Here is a 20,553-nt window from a genome sequence, read left to right as displayed (position 1 = left end):
CCCATGCCACCCGCGCTTTAACTCTGGTGTCGTCTGGGCTTGAGGCTTTATCCGCCTTAATTCAGAAACGCAGGCTGGCGCTGTTCGTAGTCGCTGATAGCGGCTTCGTGCTGCAGCGTCAGACCGATACTGTCGAGGCCGTTCAGCATGCAGTGGCGGCGGAAGCTGTCGATCTCGAATGGATAAACCTTATCGCCCGCCGTCACCGTCTGCGCTTCAAGATCGACGGTAAAGCGAATGCCCGGCTGCGCCGCGACCAGCTTAAACATCTCGTCGACCTGCTCGTCACTGAGGCGAACCGGCAGCAGCTGGTTGTTAAAGCTGTTGCCGTAGAAAATGTCGGCAAAGCTCGGCGCAATCACAACGTGAAAACCAAAGTCGGTCAGCGCCCAGGGGGCGTGCTCGCGCGATGAGCCGCAGCCGAAGTTTTCACGCGCCAGCAGAATGCTGGTGCCCTGAAACTCCGGCTTGTTCAGCACAAAGCTGGCGGTTGGTACGGTGCCCGCGTCGTCGTCAAAACGCCAGTCGTGAAACAGATGCGCACCAAAGCCGGTGCGCGTCACCTTCTGCAGAAACTGTTTGGGAATAATGGCGTCGGTGTCGACGTTCGCCGCGTCCAGCGGGGCGACGATGCCGGTATGCTGAGTAAATTTATTCGCCATGATTAAGCTCCTGTCAGTTCACGGATATCGGCAAAATGGCCGGAAACAGCGGCAGCGGCAGCCATCGCCGGGCTGACCAGATGTGTGCGTCCGCCACGGCCCTGACGGCCTTCGAAGTTACGGTTGCTGGTGGAGGCGCAGCGCTCGCCCGGATTCAGGCGGTCATTGTTCATCGCCAGACACATTGAGCAACCCGGCAGACGCCATTCAAAGCCAGCCTCGAGGAAAATCTTGTCCAGACCTTCCGCTTCCGCCTGCGCTTTTACCGGGCCGGAACCCGGCACCACCATCGCGACCACGCCCGGCGCGACCTTACGCCCTTTGGCGATAGCCGCTGCGGCACGCAGATCTTCAATACGCGAGTTGGTGCAGGAGCCGATAAATACCTTATCGATCGCCACGTCAGTCAGGCGAATGCCCGGCTGCAGATTCATATAGGCCAGCGCTTTCTCAGCGGAGGCGCGCTCGACCGGATCGGCAAACGAGGCCGGGTTCGGGATCGCCTGATCTACGGCGATCACCTGGCCTGGGTTGGTGCCCCAGGTCACCTGCGGCGCGATATCGGCGGCGTTCAGCGTGACGACGGCGTCATAGTGCGCGCCTTCATCCGACTTCAGGGTACGCCAGTACTCTACCGCCTGTTCCCACTTCTCGCCCTGCGGCGCGAACTGACGACCTTTCAGGTAGTTGAAGGTGGTATCGTCCGGCGCGACCAGGCCCGCTTTGGCGCCCATCTCGATCGCCATATTGCACAGCGTCATACGACCTTCCATGCTCAGCGCTTCGATAGCCGGGCCGCAGAACTCGACCACATGGCCGGTACCGCCTGCGCTGCCGGTTTTACCGATAATCGCCAGCACGATATCTTTCGCGGTAATACCTGGGGCGGCTTCGCCCAGCACTTCGATTTTCATGGTCTTCGCGCGGCCCTGCTTCAGCGTCTGGGTAGCGAATACATGTTCTACTTCCGAGGTGCCGATACCAAAGGCGAGCGAACCGAATGCGCCGTGGGTGGCGGTGTGCGAATCGCCGCAGACGATGGTCATGCCCGGCAGCGTCATGCCTTGCTCAGGCCCGATAACGTGCACGATGCCCTGGAAGGGGTGGTTCAGATCGTAGAGCTGCACGCCGAACTCGGCGCAGTTCTTGATCAGCTCTTGCATCTGGATGCGCGCCATCTCGCCAGAGGCGTTGATGTCTTTGGTCTGGGTCGAGACGTTGTGATCCATGGTGGCGAACGTCTTCGACGGCTGACGCACCTTGCGGCCATGCGCGCGCAGGCCGTCGAAAGCCTGCGGCGAGGTCACTTCGTGGATCAGGTGACGGTCGATATAGAGCAGCGGCGTCTCGTCAGGCGCTTCGTGAACGACATGTGCATCAAATAACTTCTGGTATAAAGTTTTCATTATTTTATTTTTCCTCGGCGATAAAGCGGGCAATGATGCTGCCCATCTCATCAGTCGTGACGGCGGGGCCGTCACCGGCCAAATCTCGGGTGCGGTAGCCTTCTTCCAGCGCGCGGCTGATAGCGCGCTCAATGCTGTCGGCGGCGGCGTCTGCATTCAGGCTGTAGCGCAGCAGCAGCGACAGCGACAGGATCTGCGCCACCGGGTTAGCAATATTCTGTCCGGCGATATCCGGCGCGGAGCCGCCTGCCGGCTCATACAGACCAAAGCCCTCTTCGTTCAGGCTGGCTGAGGGCAGCATACCCATCGAGCCGGTAATCATGGCGCACTCGTCAGAAAGAATATCGCCAAACAGGTTCGAGCAGAGCAGGACGTCGAACTGCGACGGATCTTTGATCAGCTGCATGGTGGCGTTGTCGATATACATATGGCTCAGCTGCACATCGGGATAATCCTGCGCCACTTCATTCACGATCTCGCGCCACATCACCGACGTTTGCAGCACGTTAGCTTTATCGATCGAGGTGACTTTATTGCGGCGCTTGCGCGCTGACTCAAAGGCGATGCGCGCAATGCGTTCAATCTCGAAGCGGTGATAGACTTCGGTGTCAAAGGCGCGCTCATGCGGGCCGCTGCCTTCGCGTCCTTTCGGCTGGCCGAAGTAGATGCCGCCGGTCAGTTCGCGCACGCACAGGATATCGAAACCTTTCGCGGCAATATCGGCGCGCAGCGGGCAAAACGCTTCCAGACCCTGATAGAGCGCGGCTGGGCGCAGGTTGCTGAACAGTTTGAAGTGCTTGCGCAGCGGCAGCAGCGCGCCGCGTTCCGGCTGTGAAGCGGGCGGCAAGTGCTCCCATTTCGGGCCGCCGACCGAGCCGAACAGAATCGCGTCGGCCTGCTCGCAGCCCGCAATGGTGGCGGGCGGCAGCGGTTCACCGTGACGGTCGATGGCGATGCCGCCGACGTCATATTCGCTGGTGGTAATACGCATATCAAAGCGGTGACGAATGGCGTCCAGCACTTTCAGAGCCTGCGCCATAACTTCCGGGCCGATGCCGTCGCCAGGCAATACTGCGATATGAGAAGAGGTAGACATAGTTACACCGTTTCCTTCTGAAATTTGCGCTGCAATTCTTTTTCGACTTCTTTGGCGCGCCAGATGTTATTCAGCGCGTTAACCATCGCTTTCGCAGATGATTCGACAATATCGGTCGCCAGACCGACGCCGTGGAATTTGCGGCCGTTGTAGTTCACCACGATATCCACCTGGCCCAGCGCGTTCTCGCCGTGGCCTTTCGCCGTTAACTTGTAGTTCATCAGCTCGGCTTCAAAACCGGTAATGCGGTTGATCGCCTGGTAAACCGCGTCGACCGGGCCGTTGCCGGTGGCGGCGTCCGCTTTGGTCTCTTCGCCGCAGCCCAGCTGCACTGACGCGGTCGCCGTGACGCTGGAGCCGGTCTGCACGTTGAATTCGTTCAGCTGGAAATATTCCGGCTCTTCATGCTGCTTGTTGATAAAGGCCAGCGCTTCCAGGTCGTAATCGAATACCTGGCCTTTTTTGTCGGCCAGCTTCAGGAAGGCGTCATACAGCGCGTCCAGGCTGTAGTCGCTCTCTTTGTAGCCCATCTCTTCCATACGGTGTTTCACCGCGGCGCGGCCGGAGCGCGACGTCAGGTTCAGCTGGATTTTGTGCAGGCCGATCGATTCCGGCGTCAGGATTTCGTAGTTTTCACGGTTTTTCAGTACGCCGTCCTGATGGATGCCAGAGGAGTGCGCAAAGGCGTTAGAGCCGACCACTGCCTTGTTCGCCGGGATCGGCATGTTGCAGATCTGGCTGACCATCTGGCTGGTGCGGTAGATTTCCTGGTGATTGATGTTGGTATGCACGTTCAAGATCTGCTGGCGGGTTTTAATCGCCATAATGACCTCTTCCAGCGCGCAGTTGCCGGCGCGCTCGCCCAGGCCGTTCAGCGTGCCTTCGACCTGACGCGCGCCCGCCTGGACGGCGGCCAGCGCATTGCCGGTTGCCATGCCTAAATCGTCATGGGTATGCACCGACAGAACCGCTTTATCGATATTGGGCACGCGATTGATCAGCTGGCTGATGATGCTGGCGTATTCGCCCGGCAGGGTGTAACCCACGGTGTCGGGAATGTTGATAGTGGTTGCGCCCGCGTTGATTGCCGCCTCTACCACGCGACACAGGTCGTCGATTGGGGTACGGCCGCCATCTTCGCAGGAGAACTCAACGTCGTTAGTGTAGTTACGGGCGCGTTTCACCATCTGCACCGCGCGCTCAATCACTTCAGGCAGCGTGCTGCGCAGTTTGGTGGCGATATGCATCGGCGACGTCGCGATGAAGGTGTGGATACGATAGGCCTCCGCTACGCGCAGCGCTTCATAGGCCGCATCGATATCTTTTTCGACGCAGCGCGCCAGTCCGCAGACGCGGCTGTTTTTAATGGTGCGCGCGATGGTCTGTACGGATTCGAAGTCGCCCGGCGACGAAACCGGGAAGCCGACTTCCATCACGTCTACGCCCATGCGCTCCAGCGCCAGTGCGATCTGCAATTTTTCTTTCACACTCAGGCTGGCCTGTAATGCCTGCTCACCGTCGCGCAGAGTGGTATCGAAAATAATGACTTGCTGGCTCATCGTATTCATCCTTATTCGTTAGCTTCACCGTGCAACGAGCATAAAAAAACCCGCGCAAGGCGCGGGTTTTTAACTTTCAGCAGGTTCGAATCAGTGTTTGATTCTGCCCACGAGTCTACCGCGCAAACTGAATGCGTTAAGTAGTAGACCGAGTAGGCGGAATGAATGAAACATGGATTCGAACCTCGTAAATTTTGTGCTGCACATATTGGTACTGGAATCAGGACGGGATGTCAACCATAAGCAAAAGGGTATTTTCAACGCGCGCTAAGGAAAATATCCTGCGATTTACCGCCAGCTTAGTGGAACCGGTAATGCCTGAAAAAACAGGGCGTAAATCGGGCTTGTCAATCGAGGATGATTATTTTAACTATATGAAAAGAAGGATTTTTTCTCATTGATCATAGCCTGCTGGCCAGAATTGTTTTACTGCTTTGGGGCAGCATATTGTCGCGCGTCGGCTTTATTTAAGAGTTAATAACGCCAGAAATGAATTTTGCAGGAAAATTGTGGGCTGAAAGAGCCGGGATTATTTTTTTGTTATTTCTTATAACCCGCTGGAAATGAATTGGTCTCCAGCATTTTCTTCTGCCTAACTTCCGGTGAATTAGATAATTCCGCGCGCGGTCAACTTATCGCGCAGAGGCTTTAAAGCCAGCTTAACGATAAGCGCGAAGTCTGACGTTTGCCTGCCGGGTTTTCTACGGTTATGGTAATCGACCAACTCTTAAAACAATCAACCAAGCAGATTTCTCTGTATCTGGATGTCGGAAACGAATTCCGGCGTCTGCGCATAAACATAAGGTTTTGATCTTAACTGGCGAAACTGGGGCAGGATGCCAGTGGCGCGCTGGAACAGCGAGCGTCAGTGGATTCAGTTCCTCAAGCCTGGAGGCAGAAAATGGAGATGTTGTCAGGAGCCGAGATGGTCGTCCGTTCGTTGATCGATCAGGGCGTAAAACAGGTGTTCGGTTATCCGGGCGGTGCGGTGCTGGATATTTACGACGCGCTGCAAACCGTCGGCGGAATTGATCACGTACTGGTGCGCCATGAGCAGGGCGCAGTGCATATGGCGGACGGCCTGGCGCGCGCTACGGGCGAAGTCGGCGTGGTGCTGGTGACGTCGGGCCCCGGCGCCACCAATGCGATTACCGGTATCGCCACCGCCTATATGGATTCGATCCCGCTGGTGATCCTGTCGGGTCAGGTGCCTTCCTCGCTGATTGGCTACGATGCCTTTCAGGAGTGCGACATGGTGGGGATTTCCCGTCCGGTGGTGAAGCACAGCTTTCTGGTGAAAAGCACCGAAGAGATCCCGACGGTGCTGAAAAAAGCCTTCTGGCTGGCGGCCAGCGGGCGGCCAGGCCCGGTCGTTATCGATCTGCCGAAGGACATTCTGAATCCGGCCAACAAATTCCCTTACGTCTACCCGGAGTCGGTGAGCATGCGCTCCTACAACCCGACCATCCAGGGGCACAAAGGGCAGATCAAACGCGCTTTAAACACGCTACTCGCCGCGCATAAGCCGGTTATTTACGCTGGCGGCGGCGCGATTACCTCGGCGTGCGAAGCGGAGCTGCTGCAGCTTGCGGAAAAGCTGAATATTCCGGTCACTACGTCGCTGATGGGGCTGGGCGCGTTTCCCGGCACGCACCGTCAGGCGGTGGGGATGCTCGGCATGCACGGCACCTACGAAGCCAATATGACGATGCATAACGCCGATTTGATCTTCGCCGTCGGCGTGCGCTTTGACGATCGCACCACCAATAATCTGGCTAAATATTGCCCGAACGCGACGGTACTGCATATCGATATCGATCCTACTTCGATCTCGAAAACCGTGGCGGCGGATATTCCTATCGTTGGCGATGCGAAGCAGACGCTGCAGCAGATGCTCGAGCTGCTGGCGCAGAGCGAGACGAAGCAGGATTTCGACAGCCTGCGCGACTGGTGGCAGAGCATTGAAGGCTGGCGCAGCCGTAAATGTCTGGCGTTCGATCGCAGCAGCGACGCGATTAAGCCGCAGGCGGTGATCGAGACGATCTGGCGCCTGACCAACGGCGACGCTTACGTCACCTCGGATGTCGGCCAGCATCAGATGTTCGCGGCGCTTTACTATCCCTTTGACAAGCCGCGTCGCTGGATCAACTCAGGCGGACTCGGCACCATGGGCTTCGGTCTGCCAGCTGCGCTGGGCGTAAAAATGGCGCTGCCGGAGGAAACGGTAATTTGCGTGACCGGCGACGGCAGCATTCAGATGAACATTCAGGAGCTTTCCACCGCGCTGCAGTACGATCTGCCGGTGCTGGTGCTGAGCCTGAATAACCGCGTCCTCGGCATGGTGAAGCAGTGGCAGGATATGATCTATTCAGGCCGCCATTCGCAATCTTATATGGAGTCGCTGCCGGACTTTGTGCGTCTGGCTGAGGCCTATGGTCACGTCGGCATCGCCATTCAGCATCCTTCCGAACTGGAAGAGAAACTGCAGCTGGCGCTGGATACGCTGGCGAAGGGCCGCCTGGTGTTTGTCGACGTCACCGTCGACGGCAGCGAGCATGTGTACCCGATGCAGATTCGCGGCGGGTCGATGGATGAGATGTGGCTGAGCAAAACGGAGAGAACATAATTATGCGTCGTATTTTATCGGTTCTGCTGGAGAATGAATCCGGCGCATTGTCGCGCGTGGTAGGCCTCTTCTCTCAGCGCGGCTATAACATCGAAAGCCTGACCGTCGCGCCGACTGACGACCCAACGCTGTCGCGTATGACTATTCAGACCGTCGGTGACGAAAAGGTGCTGGAGCAGATTGAAAAGCAGCTGCATAAGCTGGTGGATGTGCTGCGCGTCAGCGAGCTGGGGCAGGGCGCTTATGTCGAACGTGAAATCATGCTGGTGAAGCTGCAGGCCACCGGTTACGGCCGCGAGGAGGTCAAGCGCAGCGCCGAGATCTTCCGCGGTCAGATTATCGACGTGACACCAACGCTGTACACGGTTCAGCTTGCGGGCACCAGCGACAAGCTCGACGCCTTTCTCAATACCGTACGCGAAGTCGCAGAGATTGTTGAAGTGGCGCGTTCCGGCATCGTCGGCGTGTCGCGCGGCGACCGCATTATGCGTTAATCACTCTAGGTTACTGTCTCTAACCCGGCGTAATGCCGGGTTTTTTTATTTTATGCGCTAAACAGGGCTAGCTAAGAAAAGCGGTTGCTCAGCGCGGAGTTCTGCTGTTAGATGTTACAAACGAGTTACCCTTAGCTTAGTTGCGGACATCTGTCGCAACGCGGCTCGCCGTGAAGTATGGAGTTATCGTGAAACTGGATGAAATCGCGCGTCTGGCGGGCGTGTCGCGCACCACGGCCAGTTATGTCATCAATGGCAAAGCGCGGCAGTATCGTGTCAGCGAAAAAACCGTCGAGAAAGTGATGGCGGTCGTGCGTGAGCATAACTATCACCCCAATGCAGTGGCGGCGGGCCTGCGCGCCGGCCGCACGCGTTCTATCGGCCTGGTAATCCCCGATCTGGAGAATACCAGCTATACCCGCATCGCCAACTACCTGGAGCGTCAGGCGCGTCAACGCGGCTATCAGCTGCTGATCGCCTGTTCAGAAGATCAGCCCGACAATGAAATGCGCTGTATCGAACATCTGCTGCAGCGTCAGGTCGATGCGATCATCGTTTCTACCTCTTTGCCGCCGGAGCATCCCTTTTATCAGCGCTGGATCAACGATCCGCTGCCGATTATCGCGCTGGACCGCGCGCTGGACCGCGAGCATTTTACCAGCGTCGTCGGGGCCGATCAGGACGATGCTTTTGCCCTGGCGGCTGAATTGCGTCAGCTGCCGGTAAAAAACGTCCTGTTCCTCGGCGCGCTGCCAGAGCTTTCCGTCAGCTTTTTGCGCGAGATGGGGTTCCGCGATGCCTGGAAAGAGGATCCGCGACCCATCGACTATATCTACTGCAACAGCTTCGAGCGTACGGCGGCGGCCGCGCTGTTTGAGAAGTATCTTGACGATCACGATATGCCGGAGGCGCTTTTCACTACCTCGTTCGGCCTACTGCAGGGCGTCATGGATGTGACGCTAAAACGTGACGGGCGTCTGCCGACCGACCTCGCTATCGCAACCTTTGGCGACCACGAATTACTGGACTTTCTGGACTGTCCGGTGCTGGCCGTGGGGCAGCGCCATCGCGATGTTGCGGAGCGCGTGCTGGAGTTAGTTCTGGCTTCGCTCGATGAGCCAAGAAAACCGAAACCGGGATTAACGCGTATTCGGCGAAATTTATTTCGTCGTGGGCAGCTAAATCGCAAAAATAAATAGCAGAGGGGCAGCAATACCGCTGCCCTTAAATTTTTCTGCATTAATATTCGTCAATTTTTAGGGTAAAAAAGCGTAAATCTGAGACACCTCATTTAACAAATTAGCGGCGATGTGATTGTTAATTGTCCATTTCTTCTGGCTGACATCACTCCCCGTCGCCCCTGAAGCAGGTGAGGCCGCTTTCAGAAATCCCCTAAAATGCAGCCCCTGTCTCAGAAACAGTGAAGAATATTAGCGCAGGCCGTCAGGTTTATTTTTAATCATTTTTTTAAGCCCTATGGTTTTTATTCCATTATTCATCAGGTTAATTTTTAAAATTGACCTTTTGACCCCTTTGTCGCTTTTCAATCAGCGAAATTCCCTCCTGTAAATAGTTATATTCCCGCCGCGCTTCGGCTTGACAACGATTTCATCGGCTCCGTAAACTCGTGGCGTGGTAAAAAGTGGGGTAAAGTGGTGAAAATGGGGAGCTGAGGGGAAGACTGGCATGTTCCGTGGAGCAACGTTAGTCAATCTCGACAGCAAGGGGCGACTGGCCGTACCTACGCGCTATCGCGACACGCTGATCGGGGAATCTCAAGGGCAGATGGTATGCACCATCGACCTTCATCAGCCCTGCCTGTTGCTTTATACCTTGCCCGAATGGGAAATCATCGAAAAAAAGCTGTCTCGCTTATCCAGCATGAACCCCGTTGAGCGACGCGTACAGCGTCTGCTGCTGGGCCATGCCAGTGAGTGTCAGATGGACAATGCAGGCCGTTTACTGCTGGCGAATACCCTTCGACAGCATGCGGGCCTGACAAAAGAAGTGATGCTGGTCGGCCAGTTCAACAAGTTTGAACTGTGGGATGAACAGACCTGGTATCAACAAGTTAAGGATGACATTGACGCAGAACAGTCGGCTCAGGAACCGTTATCTGAGCGGTTGCAGGACTTGTCGCTATAGCTATGCAGGAAAATTTTAAACATACCACGGTGCTACTGGACGAGGCGGTTAACGGCCTCAACATCAGGGAAGACGGCATCTACATCGACGGCACCTTTGGTCGCGGCGGACATTCACGATTGATTCTGTCGCAGCTGGGCGCGCAGGGACGGCTTATCGCCATCGATCGCGACCCGCAAGCTATCGCTGCAGCTGCTGAAATCGCCGATCCGCGTTTCTCCATCGTACATGGCCCGTTCTCTGAGCTGGCCGAGTATGTCGAGGCGCTGGAGTTAAGCGGCAAAATTGACGGCATCCTGCTTGATCTCGGCGTGTCGTCGCCGCAGCTGGATGACGCCGAGCGCGGTTTCTCTTTTATGCGCGATGGGCCGTTAGATATGCGTATGGACCCGACGCGCGGTCATTCCGCCGCAGAGTGGCTGTTGCAGGCCGAAGAAGCAGATATCGCCTTTGTGCTGAAGACGTACGGCGAGGAGCGTTTTGCTAAACGTATCGCGCGCGCCATTGTGGAGCGTAACCGCGAGCAGCCGATGACGCGCACCAAAGAGCTGGCTGAAGTCATCGCGGCGGCGACGCCGGTGAAAGATAAGTTTAAGCATCCGGCGACGCGCAGCTTTCAGGCGATCCGCATCTGGATCAACAGCGAGCTGGAAGAGATCGAAAAGGCATTGAAGGGCGCGTTAACGGTGCTGGCGCCCGAAGGGCGTCTCTCCATTATCAGTTTCCACTCGCTGGAAGATCGCCTGGTGAAGCGTTTTATGCGCGACCAGAGTCGCGGTCCGCAGGTGCCGGCAGGTATTCCGATGACCGAAGCGCAGCTTAAGGCGCTGGGCGGACGTCAGCTGAAGCTGCTCGGCAAAATGACGCCGGGCGAAGCGGAAGTGGCGGACAATCCACGCGCGCGCAGTTCGGTTCTGCGTATCGCGGAGAGAACCGACGCATGATCGGCAACGAACGTCACAGCCTGCCTGGGGTTATCGGCGGCGATCTGCTGCGATTCGGCAAAATCCCGGTGATTTTGCTCATCGCCGTACTGGTGTCGGCCATCATGGTGGTGACGACGACGCACAAAACGCGTCTGCTGACCGCGCAGCGCGAGCAGCTGGTTTTAGAGCGCGACGCGCTAGACATTGAATGGCGTAACCTGATCCTTGAGGAGAACGCGCTGGGCGATCACAGTCGGGTGGAGCGTATCGCTACCGAGAAGCTGCAGCTACAGCATGTTGATCCCTCTCAGGAAAACATTGTGGTACAGAAATAAGGAACGCTAAATCGCCATGAGCGGCGCAAGCAAAACGCTGAAGTTGAAAAAACAGGAAGATAAAGCCAGCTTTGTAAGCTGGCGTTTTGCGTTGCTGTGCGGCTGTATTTTACTGGCGCTGTTTGGCCTGCTGTCGCGCGTCGCCTGGCTGCAGGTCATCAAGCCGGATAAGCTGGTGAAAGAGGGCGATCTGCGCTCCTTGCGCGTACAGGCGATTCCCACCGCGCGCGGCATGATCAGCGATCGCGCCGGTCGTCCGCTGGCGGTCAGCGTACCGGTCAACGCCATCTGGGCAGACCCTAAAGAGCTGCACGACGCGGGCGGCGTTACTCTCGACAGCCGCTGGAAGGCGCTTGCCGATGCGCTCTCGATTCCGCTCGATCAGCTGGCAACGCGCGTTAACGCCAATCCTAAAGGACGCTTCATCTATCTGGCGCGTCAGGTCAATCCTGCCATCAGCGACTACATCAAAAAACTCAAACTGCCTGGCATCCATCTGCGCGAAGAGTCACGTCGCTACTATCCCGCCGGCCAGGTGACTTCTCATCTGATCGGCTTTACCAATATTGACGGGCAGGGCATCGAAGGCATCGAAAAGAGCTTCGATAAGTGGCTCACCGGCGCGCCTGGCGAGCGAACAGTGCGTAAAGATCGCAACGGCCGCGTCATTGAAGATATCTCGTCGGTAGACAGCCGCGCTGCCCATAACCTGACGCTCAGCATTGACGAACGTCTGCAGGCGCTGGTCTATCGCGAACTCAATAACGCCGTCGCGTTCAATAAAGCTGAATCTGGCTCCGCCGTGCTGGTTGAGGTCAACACCGGCGAAGTGCTGGCGATGGCGAACAGCCCGGCTTACAACCCTAATAACCTCAGCAACACGCCGAAAGATATCATGCGCAACCGCGCCATCACCGATATTTTCGAGCCGGGCTCAACCGTTAAGCCGATGGTGGTGATGACGGCGCTGCAGCGCGGCGTGGTGCGGGAAAACAGCGTGCTTAATACTGTGCCGTATCGCGTTAATGGCCATGAAATCAAAGACGTGGCGCGGTACAACGAACTGACCCTTACCGGGGTTCTGCAGAAGTCGAGTAACGTCGGTGTTTCACGGCTGGCGTTAGCGATGCCCTCCTCAGCGCTTGTAGATACTTATGCGCGCTTTGGCCTGGGTAAACCGACCAATTTGGGGCTGGTCGGGGAAAGTAGTGGCTTATACCCTCAAAAACAACGGTGGTCTGACATAGAGAGGGCCACCTTCTCTTTCGGCTACGGGCTAATGGTAACCCCGTTACAGTTAGCGCGTGTCTACGCGACGATCGGCAGCTACGGCATCTTCCGGCCGCTGTCGATCACTAAAGTCGATCCGCCTGTGGCGGGCGAGCGCGTCTTCCCGGAATCGCTGGTGAAAACCGTGGTTCATATGATGGAAAGCGTCGCGCTGCCGGGCGGCGGCGGCGTGAAAGCGGCGATCAAGGGCTACCGCATCGCGATTAAAACCGGTACCGCGAAAAAAGTCGGTCCGGATGGCCGTTACGTTAACAAATATATTGCTTACACCGCAGGCGTCGCGCCTGCCAGTCATCCTCGTTTTGCGCTGGTGGTGGTGATCAACGATCCCCAGGCCGGCAAATATTACGGTGGTGCGGTCTCCGCGCCGGTGTTCGGTGCCATTATGGGCGGCGTTTTACGCACCATGAATATCGAGCCGGACGCGTTGCCGCCCAATGACAAAAACGAGCTGGTGACTAACAGAAGTGAGGAAAAAAGTGACAGATCGTAACCTGCGCGACTTGCTGGGCCCGTGGGTGCCAGGCGCGCCGGCGCGTCCCCTGGGTGACATGACACTGGACAGCCGCAAAGCGGCCTCCGGCGATCTGTTTGTGGCTGTCGCAGGCCACCACGCCGACGGACGGCGTTTTATTCCGCAGGCGATCGCGCAGGGCGTTGCCGCCGTGATCGCGGAAGCCGAAGGCGAAGCCAGCGATGGCGATATTCGTGAGATGCACGGCGTGCCGGTGATTTATCTGGCGCAGCTGCCGCAGCGCCTCTCCGCGCTGGCGGGGCGTTTTTACGGTCAGCCGGGCGAAAAGCAGAAGCTGATAGGCGTGACCGGCACCAATGGCAAAACCACCACCACCCAACTGCTGGCGCAATGGGCGCAGCGGCTGGGTGAAACTGGCGCGGTGATGGGCACCGTCGGCAATGGCCTGCTCGGACAGCTGACCGCCGCAGAGAATACGACCGGTTCGGCCGTCGAGGTGCAGCATCTTTTAAGGGATCTGGCGCAGCAGGGCGCGACGCTGACTGCAATGGAGGTCTCCTCGCATGGTCTGGTGCAGCATCGCGTTGCCGCGCTGCCGTTCGCCGCTGCGGTCTTTACCAATCTGAGCCGCGATCATCTTGACTACCACGGTGATATGCAGACCTACGAATCGGCTAAGAAGCTGCTTTTTACCGACCATCAGGTTGGCGAAATGATCCTTAACGCCGATGACGAAGCCGGGCGCCGCTGGCTGGCGACGCTGCCGGACGCCGTCGCCGTCACCATGGCAAATAATTTACAGCCGGGCTGTCACGGTCGCTGGGTGAAAGCCGAAGAGGTGAAATATCACGATAACGGCGCCCATATCCGTTTCAGCTCAAGCTGGGGCGAGGGTGAATTCGACAGCCGACTGATGGGCGCGTTTAACGTCAGCAATCTGCTGCTGGCTTTCGCTACGCTGCTGGCGCTTGATTATCCGCTCGCCGATCTGGTGCGGACCGCGCCGCAGCTTCAGCCGGTCTGCGGTCGCATGGAAGTTTTCAGCGCGCCGGGCAAACCGACCGTTGTAGTGGATTACGCCCATACGCCAGACGCGCTGGAAAAAGCGCTGGAGGCTGCGCGCCTGCACTGCAAAGGCAAGCTGTGGTGCCTGTTTGGCTGCGGCGGCGATCGCGATAAAGGCAAGCGTCCCCTGATGGGCGCGATCGCCGAGCAGTTCGCGGATGTTGTGGTGATTACCGACGACAATCCGCGCAGCGAAGATCCGCAGGCTATCGTTAACGACATTTTGACCGGCCTGCTCGAGCCGCATCGCGCGCGCGTCGTGTCTGGACGTGCGCAAGCGGTCACTAACGCTGTTTTGCAGGCGCAGCCTGACGACATCGTGCTGGTGGCGGGCAAAGGTCATGAAGATTATCAAATCGTGGGGAATCGTCGTCTGGATTACTCCGACCGCGCCACGGTTGCTGCGTTATTAGGAGTGACGGCATGATCCCGGTTTCCCTTACCACTCTGGCTGAGATCAGCGGCGGCACGCTACACGGCAACGATCTTACGCTTAACGACGTCACTACCGATACGCGCAAAGTAACGCCGGGCAGCCTGTTTGTGGCGCTGGTTGGTGAACGCTTCGACGCGCATGACTTTGCCGCTGACGCTATCGCCAGCGGCGCGCAGGCGCTGTTAGTGAGTAAGTATTTACACGTCTCCGTACCGCAGGTCGTGGTTGCCGATACGCGCATTGCGTTCGGCAAGCTGGCCGCCTGGGTGCGTCAGCAATCGAAAGCGCGCGTAGTCGCGCTCACCGGTTCGTCCGGTAAAACCTCGGTCAAAGAGATGACCGCCTCCATCCTGCGTGAATGCGGCGAAACGCTCTATACCGCGGGCAACCTGAATAACGATTTCGGCGTACCGATGACGCTGCTGCGCCTGACCGAGCAGCATCAGTATGCGGTTATCGAACTGGGCGCGAATCACCAGGGCGAAATCGCCTATACCACCGAGCTGACGCGTCCTGAGAGCGCGCTGGTGAATAACCTGGCAGCGGCGCATCTGGAGGGCTTCGGTTCGCTGGCGGGCGTAGCGAAGGCGAAAGGGGAGATCTTCAACGGTCTGCCCGCGAACGGCACTGCCATTCTGAACGCCGACAGCAACGACTGGCCGCACTGGCAGGCGAACCTGCACGGCAAGCGCGTATGGCGCTTCTCGCCGCAGGCGGCCGACAGCGATTTTACCGCGCGCGATATCCGTCTGGCCGTAGACGGCACTCATTTCATCATGCAGACGCCGCGCGGCGACATCGACGTCACGCTGCCGCTGCCGGGTCGTCATAACATCGCTAACGCGCTGGCTGCCGCCGCGCTGGCGCTGTCGGTCGACGCGCCGCTTAGCGCCATTCAGAGCGGGCTGAAAAGCCTGCAGGCCGTTCCTGGCCGCCTGTTCCCGATTCGTCTCTCTGAGAAGCAGCTGCTGCTCGACGACAGCTATAACGCCAATGTCGGCTCGATGACGGCCGCCGCGCAGGTGCTGGGCGAAATGCCAGGCTACCGCGTAATGGTGGTGGGCGATATGGCGGAGCTGGGCGAAGAGGCGGAGCAGTGCCATCGCGAAGTCGGGCTGGCAGCGAAAGCCGCAGGCGTCGATCGCGTGCTGAGCGTTGGCGCGCTGAGCGCGCACATTAGTGAAAGCAGCGGGGTTGGCGAACATTTCGACACAAAAACCGCGCTGACTGAACGTTTACGGACGCTGTTGTCCGAACATCGGGAATTAACCGTTTTGATTAAGGGTTCGCGTAGTGCTGCCATGGAGCAGGTCGTGCAGAACCTACAGGAGATGGGAACATGTTAGTCTGGCTGGCCGAGCATCTGGTCGCTTTTTATTCCGGCTTCAACGTCTTTTCGTATCTGACGTTTCGCGCCATTGTCAGCCTGCTGACCGCTTTATTTATCTCGTTATGGATGGGGCCTCGCCTGATCGCCTGGCTGCAAAAGCTGCAAATCGGCCAGGTGGTGCGCAACGACGGTCCGGAGTCGCACTTCAGCAAGCGCGGTACGCCGACCATGGGCGGGATTATGATCCTCACCTCGATCACCGTTTCGGTGCTGATGTGGGCTTATCCTTCGAATCCCTATGTCTGGTGCGTACTGGTGGTGCTGGTGGGCTTTGGCATCATCGGCTTTGTTGATGACTATCGCAAAGTGGTGCGTAAGGACACAAAGGGCCTGATCGCGCGCTGGAAATATTTCTGGATGTCGGTGATTTCGCTGGGCGTGGCGTTTGCGCTCTACGCCGCCGGTAAAGGCACGCCCGCCACGCAGCTGGTAGTGCCTTTCTTCAAAGATATCATGCCCCAGCTTGGCCTGTTCTATGTGGTGCTCGCCTACTTCGTTATCGTCGGCACCGGCAACGCCGTTAACCTGACCGACGGCCTGGACGGTCTGGCGATTATGCCGACCGTATTCGTCGCGGCAGGGTTCGCGCTGGTGGCCTGGGCGACCGGCAACGTTAAGTTCGCTGAGTATCTCCATATTCCCTATTTACGCCATGCGGGCGAGCTGGTGATCGTCTGTACCGCTATCGTCGGGGCAGGGCTGGGCTTCCTGTGGTTCAACACCTATCCGGCGCAGGTCTTTATGGGCGACGTGGGTTCGCTGGCGCTGGGCGGCGCGCTCGGCACGCTGGCTGTGCTGCTGCGTCAGGAGTTTTTGCTGGTGATTATGGGCGGCGTGTTTGTGGTAGAGACGCTCTCTGTGATCCTGCAGGTAGGATCGTTCAAGCTACGCGGACAGCGCATTTTCCGCATGGCACCGATTCATCATCACTATGAACTGAAAGGCTGGCCGGAACCGCGCGTAATCGTGCGCTTCTGGATCATCTCGCTGATGCTGGTGCTTATTGGCCTGGCCACGCTGAAGGTACGTTAATTATGGCTGACTATCGGGGCAGAAAAGTCGTCATTATCGGGCTGGGCCTGACCGGGCTCTCCTGTGTTGATTTCTTTTTAGCGCAAGGCGTAACGCCGCGCGTGATGGATACCCGTGTGTCGCCGCCGGGACTCGACAAGCTGCCTGAGCAGGTAGAGCGCTATACCGGCGGGTTGAACAGCGACTGGCTGCTGGCGGCGGATCTTATCGTCGCCAGTCCAGGCATCGCGCTGGCGCATCCGGCGCTCAGCGAGGCGGCAGATGCGGGCGTTGAGATCGTTGGCGATATTGAGCTTTTCTGCCGCGAAGCGCAGGCACCGATCGTCGCGATCACCGGTTCCAACGGCAAAAGCACCGTCACCACGCTGGTTGGCGAAATGGCGCGTGCTGCCGGCTGGCAGGTTGGCGTCGGCGGCAATATCGGCCTGCCGGCGCTGTCGCTACTGAAGTCACCCGCGCAGCTCTACGTGCTGGAGCTTTCCAGCTTTCAGCTGGAGACCACGTTCAGCCTGAAGGCCGCGGCGGCGACCATTCTTAACGTCACCGAAGATCATATGGATCGCTATCCGCTCGGCATGCAGCAGTATCGCGCCGCGAAGCTGCGCATCTATGAAAATGCGCGAGTATGCGTAGTCAACGCCGACGATGCGATGACGATGCCGGTGCGCGGCGCCGATGCGCGCTGCGTCAGTTTCGGCATCGACTTCGGTGATTATCACCTTAATCGCCAGCAGGGCGCGACCTGGCTGCGCGTGAAGGGCGAAAAAGTGCTCAACACCGATGAGATGAAACTGGTGGGGCAGCACAACTATACCAATGCGCTGGCGGCGCTGGCGCTGGCGGATGCCGTGGGCCTGCCTCGCGCTTCCAGCCTGGCAGCGCTGACCAGCTTTAGCGGGCTGGCGCATCGCTTTCAGCTGGTGCATGAGGCTAAGGGCGTGCGCTGGATCAACGACTCTAAAGCCACCAACGTCGGCAGCACCGAGGCGGCGCTTAACGGTCTGCAGGTTAAAGGCCGACTCTGGCTGCTGCTGGGCGGCGACGGCAAATCGGCCGATTTTTCCCCACTGGCGCGCTACGTGCAGGACGAGAAGGTTCATCTCTACTGCTTCGGCCGCGATGGCGACGCGCTGGCTTCGCTGCGCCCTGATAGCGCCGTACGCACTGAGACGATGCAGCAGGCGATGGAGCAGATCGCGCCGCAGCTTCAGCCTGGCGATATGGTATTGCTCTCGCCAGCCTGTGCCAGCCTCGATCAGTTCCGTAATTTCGAGCAGCGTGGCGACCGCTTCGCGCAACTGGCGAAGGAGTTAGGCTGATGCGTATTCCTGGCGCCGGACTGATAATCGGACTTTTTGCTTTTATCGGCAGCCGACTGAAAGACTGGGTGATGGGCGCGCGCGAAAGCGACGACTCCGCGCTGGTGCTTTATGACCGCACGCTGCTGTGGCTGACCTTCGGGCTGGCGATTGTGGGCTTCGTGATGGTGACGTCGGCTTCTATGCCGGTCGGTCAGCGTCTGAACGACGATCCCTTTTACTTCGCCAAGCGCGACGCGTTCTATATTGCGCTGGGTCTCGGCATCGCGCTGGTCACGCTGCGCGTGCCGATGGATTTCTGGCAGCGCTACAGCAACGCCATGCTGCTGGCTTCGGTAGTGATGCTGCTTATCGTGCTGGTCGTGGGCAGCTCGGTGAACGGCGCGTCGCGCTGGATCGCCCTGGGGCCGCTGCGTATTCAGCCCGCGGAGCTGTCGAAGCTGTCGCTGTTCTGCTATCTCGCCAGCTATCTGGTGCGTAAGGTCGAGGAGGTGCGAAATAACTTCTGGGGCTTCTGCAAACCGATGGGCGTGATGGTGGTGCTGGCGGTGCTGCTGCTGGCGCAGCCTGACCTCGGCACCGTGGTCGTGCTGTTCGTCACCACGCTGGCGATGCTCTTTCTGGCGGGCGCGAAGCTGTGGCAGTTCCTGGCGATTATCGGCTCCGGTATTTTCGCCGTGGTGCTGCTGATTATCGCCGAGCCTTACCGTATGCGTCGCGTGACGTCCTTCTGGAACCCCTGGGAAGATCCCTTCGGCAGCGGTTATCAGCTGACGCAGTCGCTGATGGCATTTGGCCGCGGCGAGTTCTGGGGACAGGGGCTCGGCAATTCGGTGCAAAAGCTGGAATATCTGCCGGAAGCGCATACCGACTTTATCTTCTCCATCATCGGCGAGGAGCTGGGTTATATCGGTGTGGTTTTAGCGTTGTTGATGGTATTCTTCGTCGCTTTTCGTGCGATGTCGATTGGCCGCCGCGCGCTGGAGATCGATCAGCGTTTTTCCGGCTTTCTGGCCTGCTCGATCGGCGTGTGGTTCAGCTTCCAGGCGCTGGTAAACGTCGGCGCGGCAGCGGGCATGCTGCCGACGAAAGGTCTGACGCTGCCGTTAATCAGCTACGGCGGTTCCAGCCTGCTGATTATGTCGACCGCGATCGTGTTTTTGCTGCGTATTGATTATGAAACGCGCCTGACCAAAGCGCAGGCGTTTACCCGAGGTGCCCGATGAGTGGGAAGCGTTTGATGGTGATGGCGGGTGGAACCGGTGGGCATGTCTTCCCCGGTCTGGCCGTCGCCCATCATCTGATGGAACAGGGGTGGCAGGTTCGCTGGCTCGGTACGGCCGACAGAATGGAAGCGGATCTGGTGCCGAAACACGGTATTGAGATTGAGTTTATCCGCATCAGCGGCCTGCGCGGCAAGGGGCTTAAAGCGCTGCTGCTGGCGCCGATGCGTATTTTCAACGCCTGGCGTCAGGCGCGCGCCATTATGCGGGCGTGGAAGCCGGATGTGGTGCTGGGCATGGGCGGTTACGTCTCGGGGCCTGGCGGCCTCGCCGCCTGGAGCTGCGGCATCCCGGTGGTGCTGCATGAGCAGAACGGCATTGCCGGACTGACCAACAAGTGGCTGGCGAAGATCGCCAGCAAAGTGATGCAGGCTTTTCCCGGCGCTTTTCCGCATGCGGACGTCGTAGGCAATCCGGTACGTACCGATGTACTGGCGCTGCCGCTGCCGGAGCAACGTCTGGCTAACCGCAGCGGCCCGGTCCGCGTGCTGGTGGTCGGCGGCAGCCAGGGCGCGCGCGTGCTGAATCAGACGCTGCCGCAGGTCGCGGCCGCGCTGGGCGACACGATCACGCTGTGGCATCAGACCGGTAAAGGGGCGCTGCAGGATGTGCTTAAGGCCTATCAGCAGGTCAGCCAGACGCAGCATAAGGTTACGGAATTTATTGATGATATGGCGGCCGCCTACGCCTGGGCGGATGTGGTGGTTTGCCGCTCCGGCGCGCTGACCGTCAGCGAAATCGCCGCTGCGGGTTTACCAGCGATTTTCGTGCCCTTTCAGCATAAAGATCGTCAGCAGTACTGGAATGCGCTGCCGCTGGAAAAAGCGGGCGCGGCCAAAATTTTTGAGCAGCCGCAGTTTACCGCGGATGCCGTGGCGGAGACGCTGCGCCACTGGGATCGTCCCACGCTGTTGAATATGGCGGAAAAAGCCCGTCAGGTGGCGATCCCCGATGCAACCGAACGGGTTGCGCAAGAAGTGGCGCGCGCCGCGAAGTGATAAATCGGGTCAGCGT

Annotated in this window: 18 protein-coding genes; 13 read left to right on the top strand and 5 right to left on the bottom strand. The window is 58.5% G+C overall.

Annotated elements, in window-relative coordinates; all coding sequences use genetic code 11:
* Positions 1–56 precede the first annotated feature (56 nt).
* The 5 genes from leuD to leuL form a co-directional block, all read right to left on the bottom strand.
* Positions 57–662, bottom strand: a complete 606-nt coding sequence (gene leuD / locus MHZ89_RS11510) for a 3-isopropylmalate dehydratase small subunit (RefSeq protein ID WP_269949504.1) — start codon at positions 660–662, stop codon at positions 57–59.
* A 2-nt stretch (positions 663–664) separates the two neighbouring features.
* Complete coding sequence (gene leuC / locus MHZ89_RS11505; RefSeq protein WP_120455691.1) at positions 665–2,068, bottom strand: 3-isopropylmalate dehydratase large subunit; 1,404 nt, start codon at positions 2,066–2,068, stop codon at positions 665–667.
* A gap of 4 nt (positions 2,069–2,072) precedes the next feature.
* A complete protein-coding gene (gene leuB, locus MHZ89_RS11500) occupies positions 2,073–3,164 on the bottom strand; it encodes a 3-isopropylmalate dehydrogenase (protein ID WP_311783105.1) in 1,092 nt (363 codons plus the stop codon).
* Positions 3,165–3,166: 2 nt separating this feature from the next.
* On the bottom strand, positions 3,167–4,723 hold the full coding sequence (gene leuA / locus MHZ89_RS11495; RefSeq protein WP_311783104.1) for a 2-isopropylmalate synthase: 1,557 nt from the start codon (positions 4,721–4,723) through the stop codon (positions 3,167–3,169).
* Between the two features lie 90 nt (positions 4,724–4,813).
* On the bottom strand, positions 4,814–4,897 hold the full coding sequence (leuL, locus tag MHZ89_RS22695; protein WP_127908400.1) for a leu operon leader peptide: 84 nt from the start codon (positions 4,895–4,897) through the stop codon (positions 4,814–4,816).
* Between the two features lie 727 nt (positions 4,898–5,624).
* On the opposite strand from leuL, the gene ilvI reads away from it, so the two are divergent.
* The 13 genes from ilvI (at position 5,625) to murG (ending at position 20,537) form a co-directional block, all read left to right on the top strand.
* On the top strand, positions 5,625–7,349 hold the full coding sequence (gene ilvI / locus MHZ89_RS11490) for an acetolactate synthase 3 large subunit (protein ID WP_311783103.1): 1,725 nt from the start codon (positions 5,625–5,627) through the stop codon (positions 7,347–7,349).
* Positions 7,350–7,351: 2 nt separating this feature from the next.
* Positions 7,352–7,843, top strand: a complete 492-nt coding sequence (gene ilvN, locus MHZ89_RS11485) for an acetolactate synthase small subunit (RefSeq protein ID WP_033749472.1) — start codon at positions 7,352–7,354, stop codon at positions 7,841–7,843.
* A gap of 188 nt (positions 7,844–8,031) precedes the next feature.
* Positions 8,032–9,042, top strand: coding sequence for a catabolite repressor/activator (gene cra / locus MHZ89_RS11480; RefSeq protein WP_311783102.1), 1,011 nt, complete (start codon positions 8,032–8,034; stop codon positions 9,040–9,042).
* Positions 9,043–9,529: 487 nt separating this feature from the next.
* Positions 9,530–9,988, top strand: a complete 459-nt coding sequence (gene mraZ, locus MHZ89_RS11475; RefSeq protein ID WP_311783101.1) for a division/cell wall cluster transcriptional repressor MraZ — start codon at positions 9,530–9,532, stop codon at positions 9,986–9,988.
* A gap of 2 nt (positions 9,989–9,990) precedes the next feature.
* Positions 9,991–10,932, top strand: a complete 942-nt coding sequence (gene rsmH / locus MHZ89_RS11470; protein ID WP_311783100.1) for a 16S rRNA (cytosine(1402)-N(4))-methyltransferase RsmH — start codon at positions 9,991–9,993, stop codon at positions 10,930–10,932.
* The gene (ftsL, locus tag MHZ89_RS11465; protein WP_120455710.1) at positions 10,929–11,249 is read left to right on the top strand and encodes a cell division protein FtsL; all 321 of its coding nucleotides are present in this window, start codon (positions 10,929–10,931) and stop codon (positions 11,247–11,249) included. The genes rsmH and ftsL overlap by 4 nt, the downstream gene beginning before the upstream one ends.
* A 16-nt stretch (positions 11,250–11,265) precedes the next feature.
* On the top strand, positions 11,266–13,032 hold the full coding sequence (locus tag MHZ89_RS11460) for a peptidoglycan glycosyltransferase FtsI (RefSeq protein ID WP_311783099.1): 1,767 nt from the start codon (positions 11,266–11,268) through the stop codon (positions 13,030–13,032).
* Complete coding sequence (gene murE / locus MHZ89_RS11455; RefSeq protein WP_311783098.1) at positions 13,019–14,506, top strand: UDP-N-acetylmuramoyl-L-alanyl-D-glutamate--2,6-diaminopimelate ligase; 1,488 nt, start codon at positions 13,019–13,021, stop codon at positions 14,504–14,506. The genes MHZ89_RS11460 and murE overlap by 14 nt, the downstream gene beginning before the upstream one ends.
* A complete protein-coding gene (murF, locus tag MHZ89_RS11450; RefSeq protein ID WP_311783097.1) occupies positions 14,503–15,861 on the top strand; it encodes a UDP-N-acetylmuramoyl-tripeptide--D-alanyl-D-alanine ligase in 1,359 nt (452 codons plus the stop codon). The genes murE and murF overlap by 4 nt, the downstream gene beginning before the upstream one ends.
* Positions 15,855–16,937 carry a phospho-N-acetylmuramoyl-pentapeptide-transferase gene (gene mraY, locus MHZ89_RS11445; protein WP_033749483.1) on the top strand — a complete coding sequence of 361 codons (1,083 nt, stop codon included), beginning with the start codon at positions 15,855–15,857 and terminating at the stop codon, positions 16,935–16,937. Before murF ends, mraY begins: the two co-directional genes overlap by 7 nt.
* Positions 16,938–16,939: 2 nt before the next feature.
* Positions 16,940–18,256: a UDP-N-acetylmuramoyl-L-alanine--D-glutamate ligase gene (murD, locus tag MHZ89_RS11440; protein WP_311783096.1), complete on the top strand. Its 1,317-nt coding sequence runs from the start codon at positions 16,940–16,942 to the stop codon at positions 18,254–18,256.
* On the top strand, positions 18,256–19,482 hold the full coding sequence (gene ftsW / locus MHZ89_RS11435) for a cell division protein FtsW (protein ID WP_311783095.1): 1,227 nt from the start codon (positions 18,256–18,258) through the stop codon (positions 19,480–19,482). Before murD ends, ftsW begins: the two co-directional genes overlap by 1 nt.
* Positions 19,479–20,537 carry an undecaprenyldiphospho-muramoylpentapeptide beta-N-acetylglucosaminyltransferase gene (murG, locus tag MHZ89_RS11430; protein ID WP_311783094.1) on the top strand — a complete coding sequence of 353 codons (1,059 nt, stop codon included), beginning with the start codon at positions 19,479–19,481 and terminating at the stop codon, positions 20,535–20,537. The genes ftsW and murG overlap by 4 nt, the downstream gene beginning before the upstream one ends.
* Positions 20,538–20,553 lie beyond the last annotated feature (16 nt).

The sequence above is a fragment of the Pantoea sp. ACRSB genome, assembly GCF_022346905.1.
Lineage (GTDB): Bacteria > Pseudomonadota > Gammaproteobacteria > Enterobacterales > Enterobacteriaceae > Pantoea > Pantoea piersonii.
The sequence above is the reverse complement of the archived record's forward strand: the minus strand, read 5'-3'. Positions and strand labels throughout refer to the sequence as shown.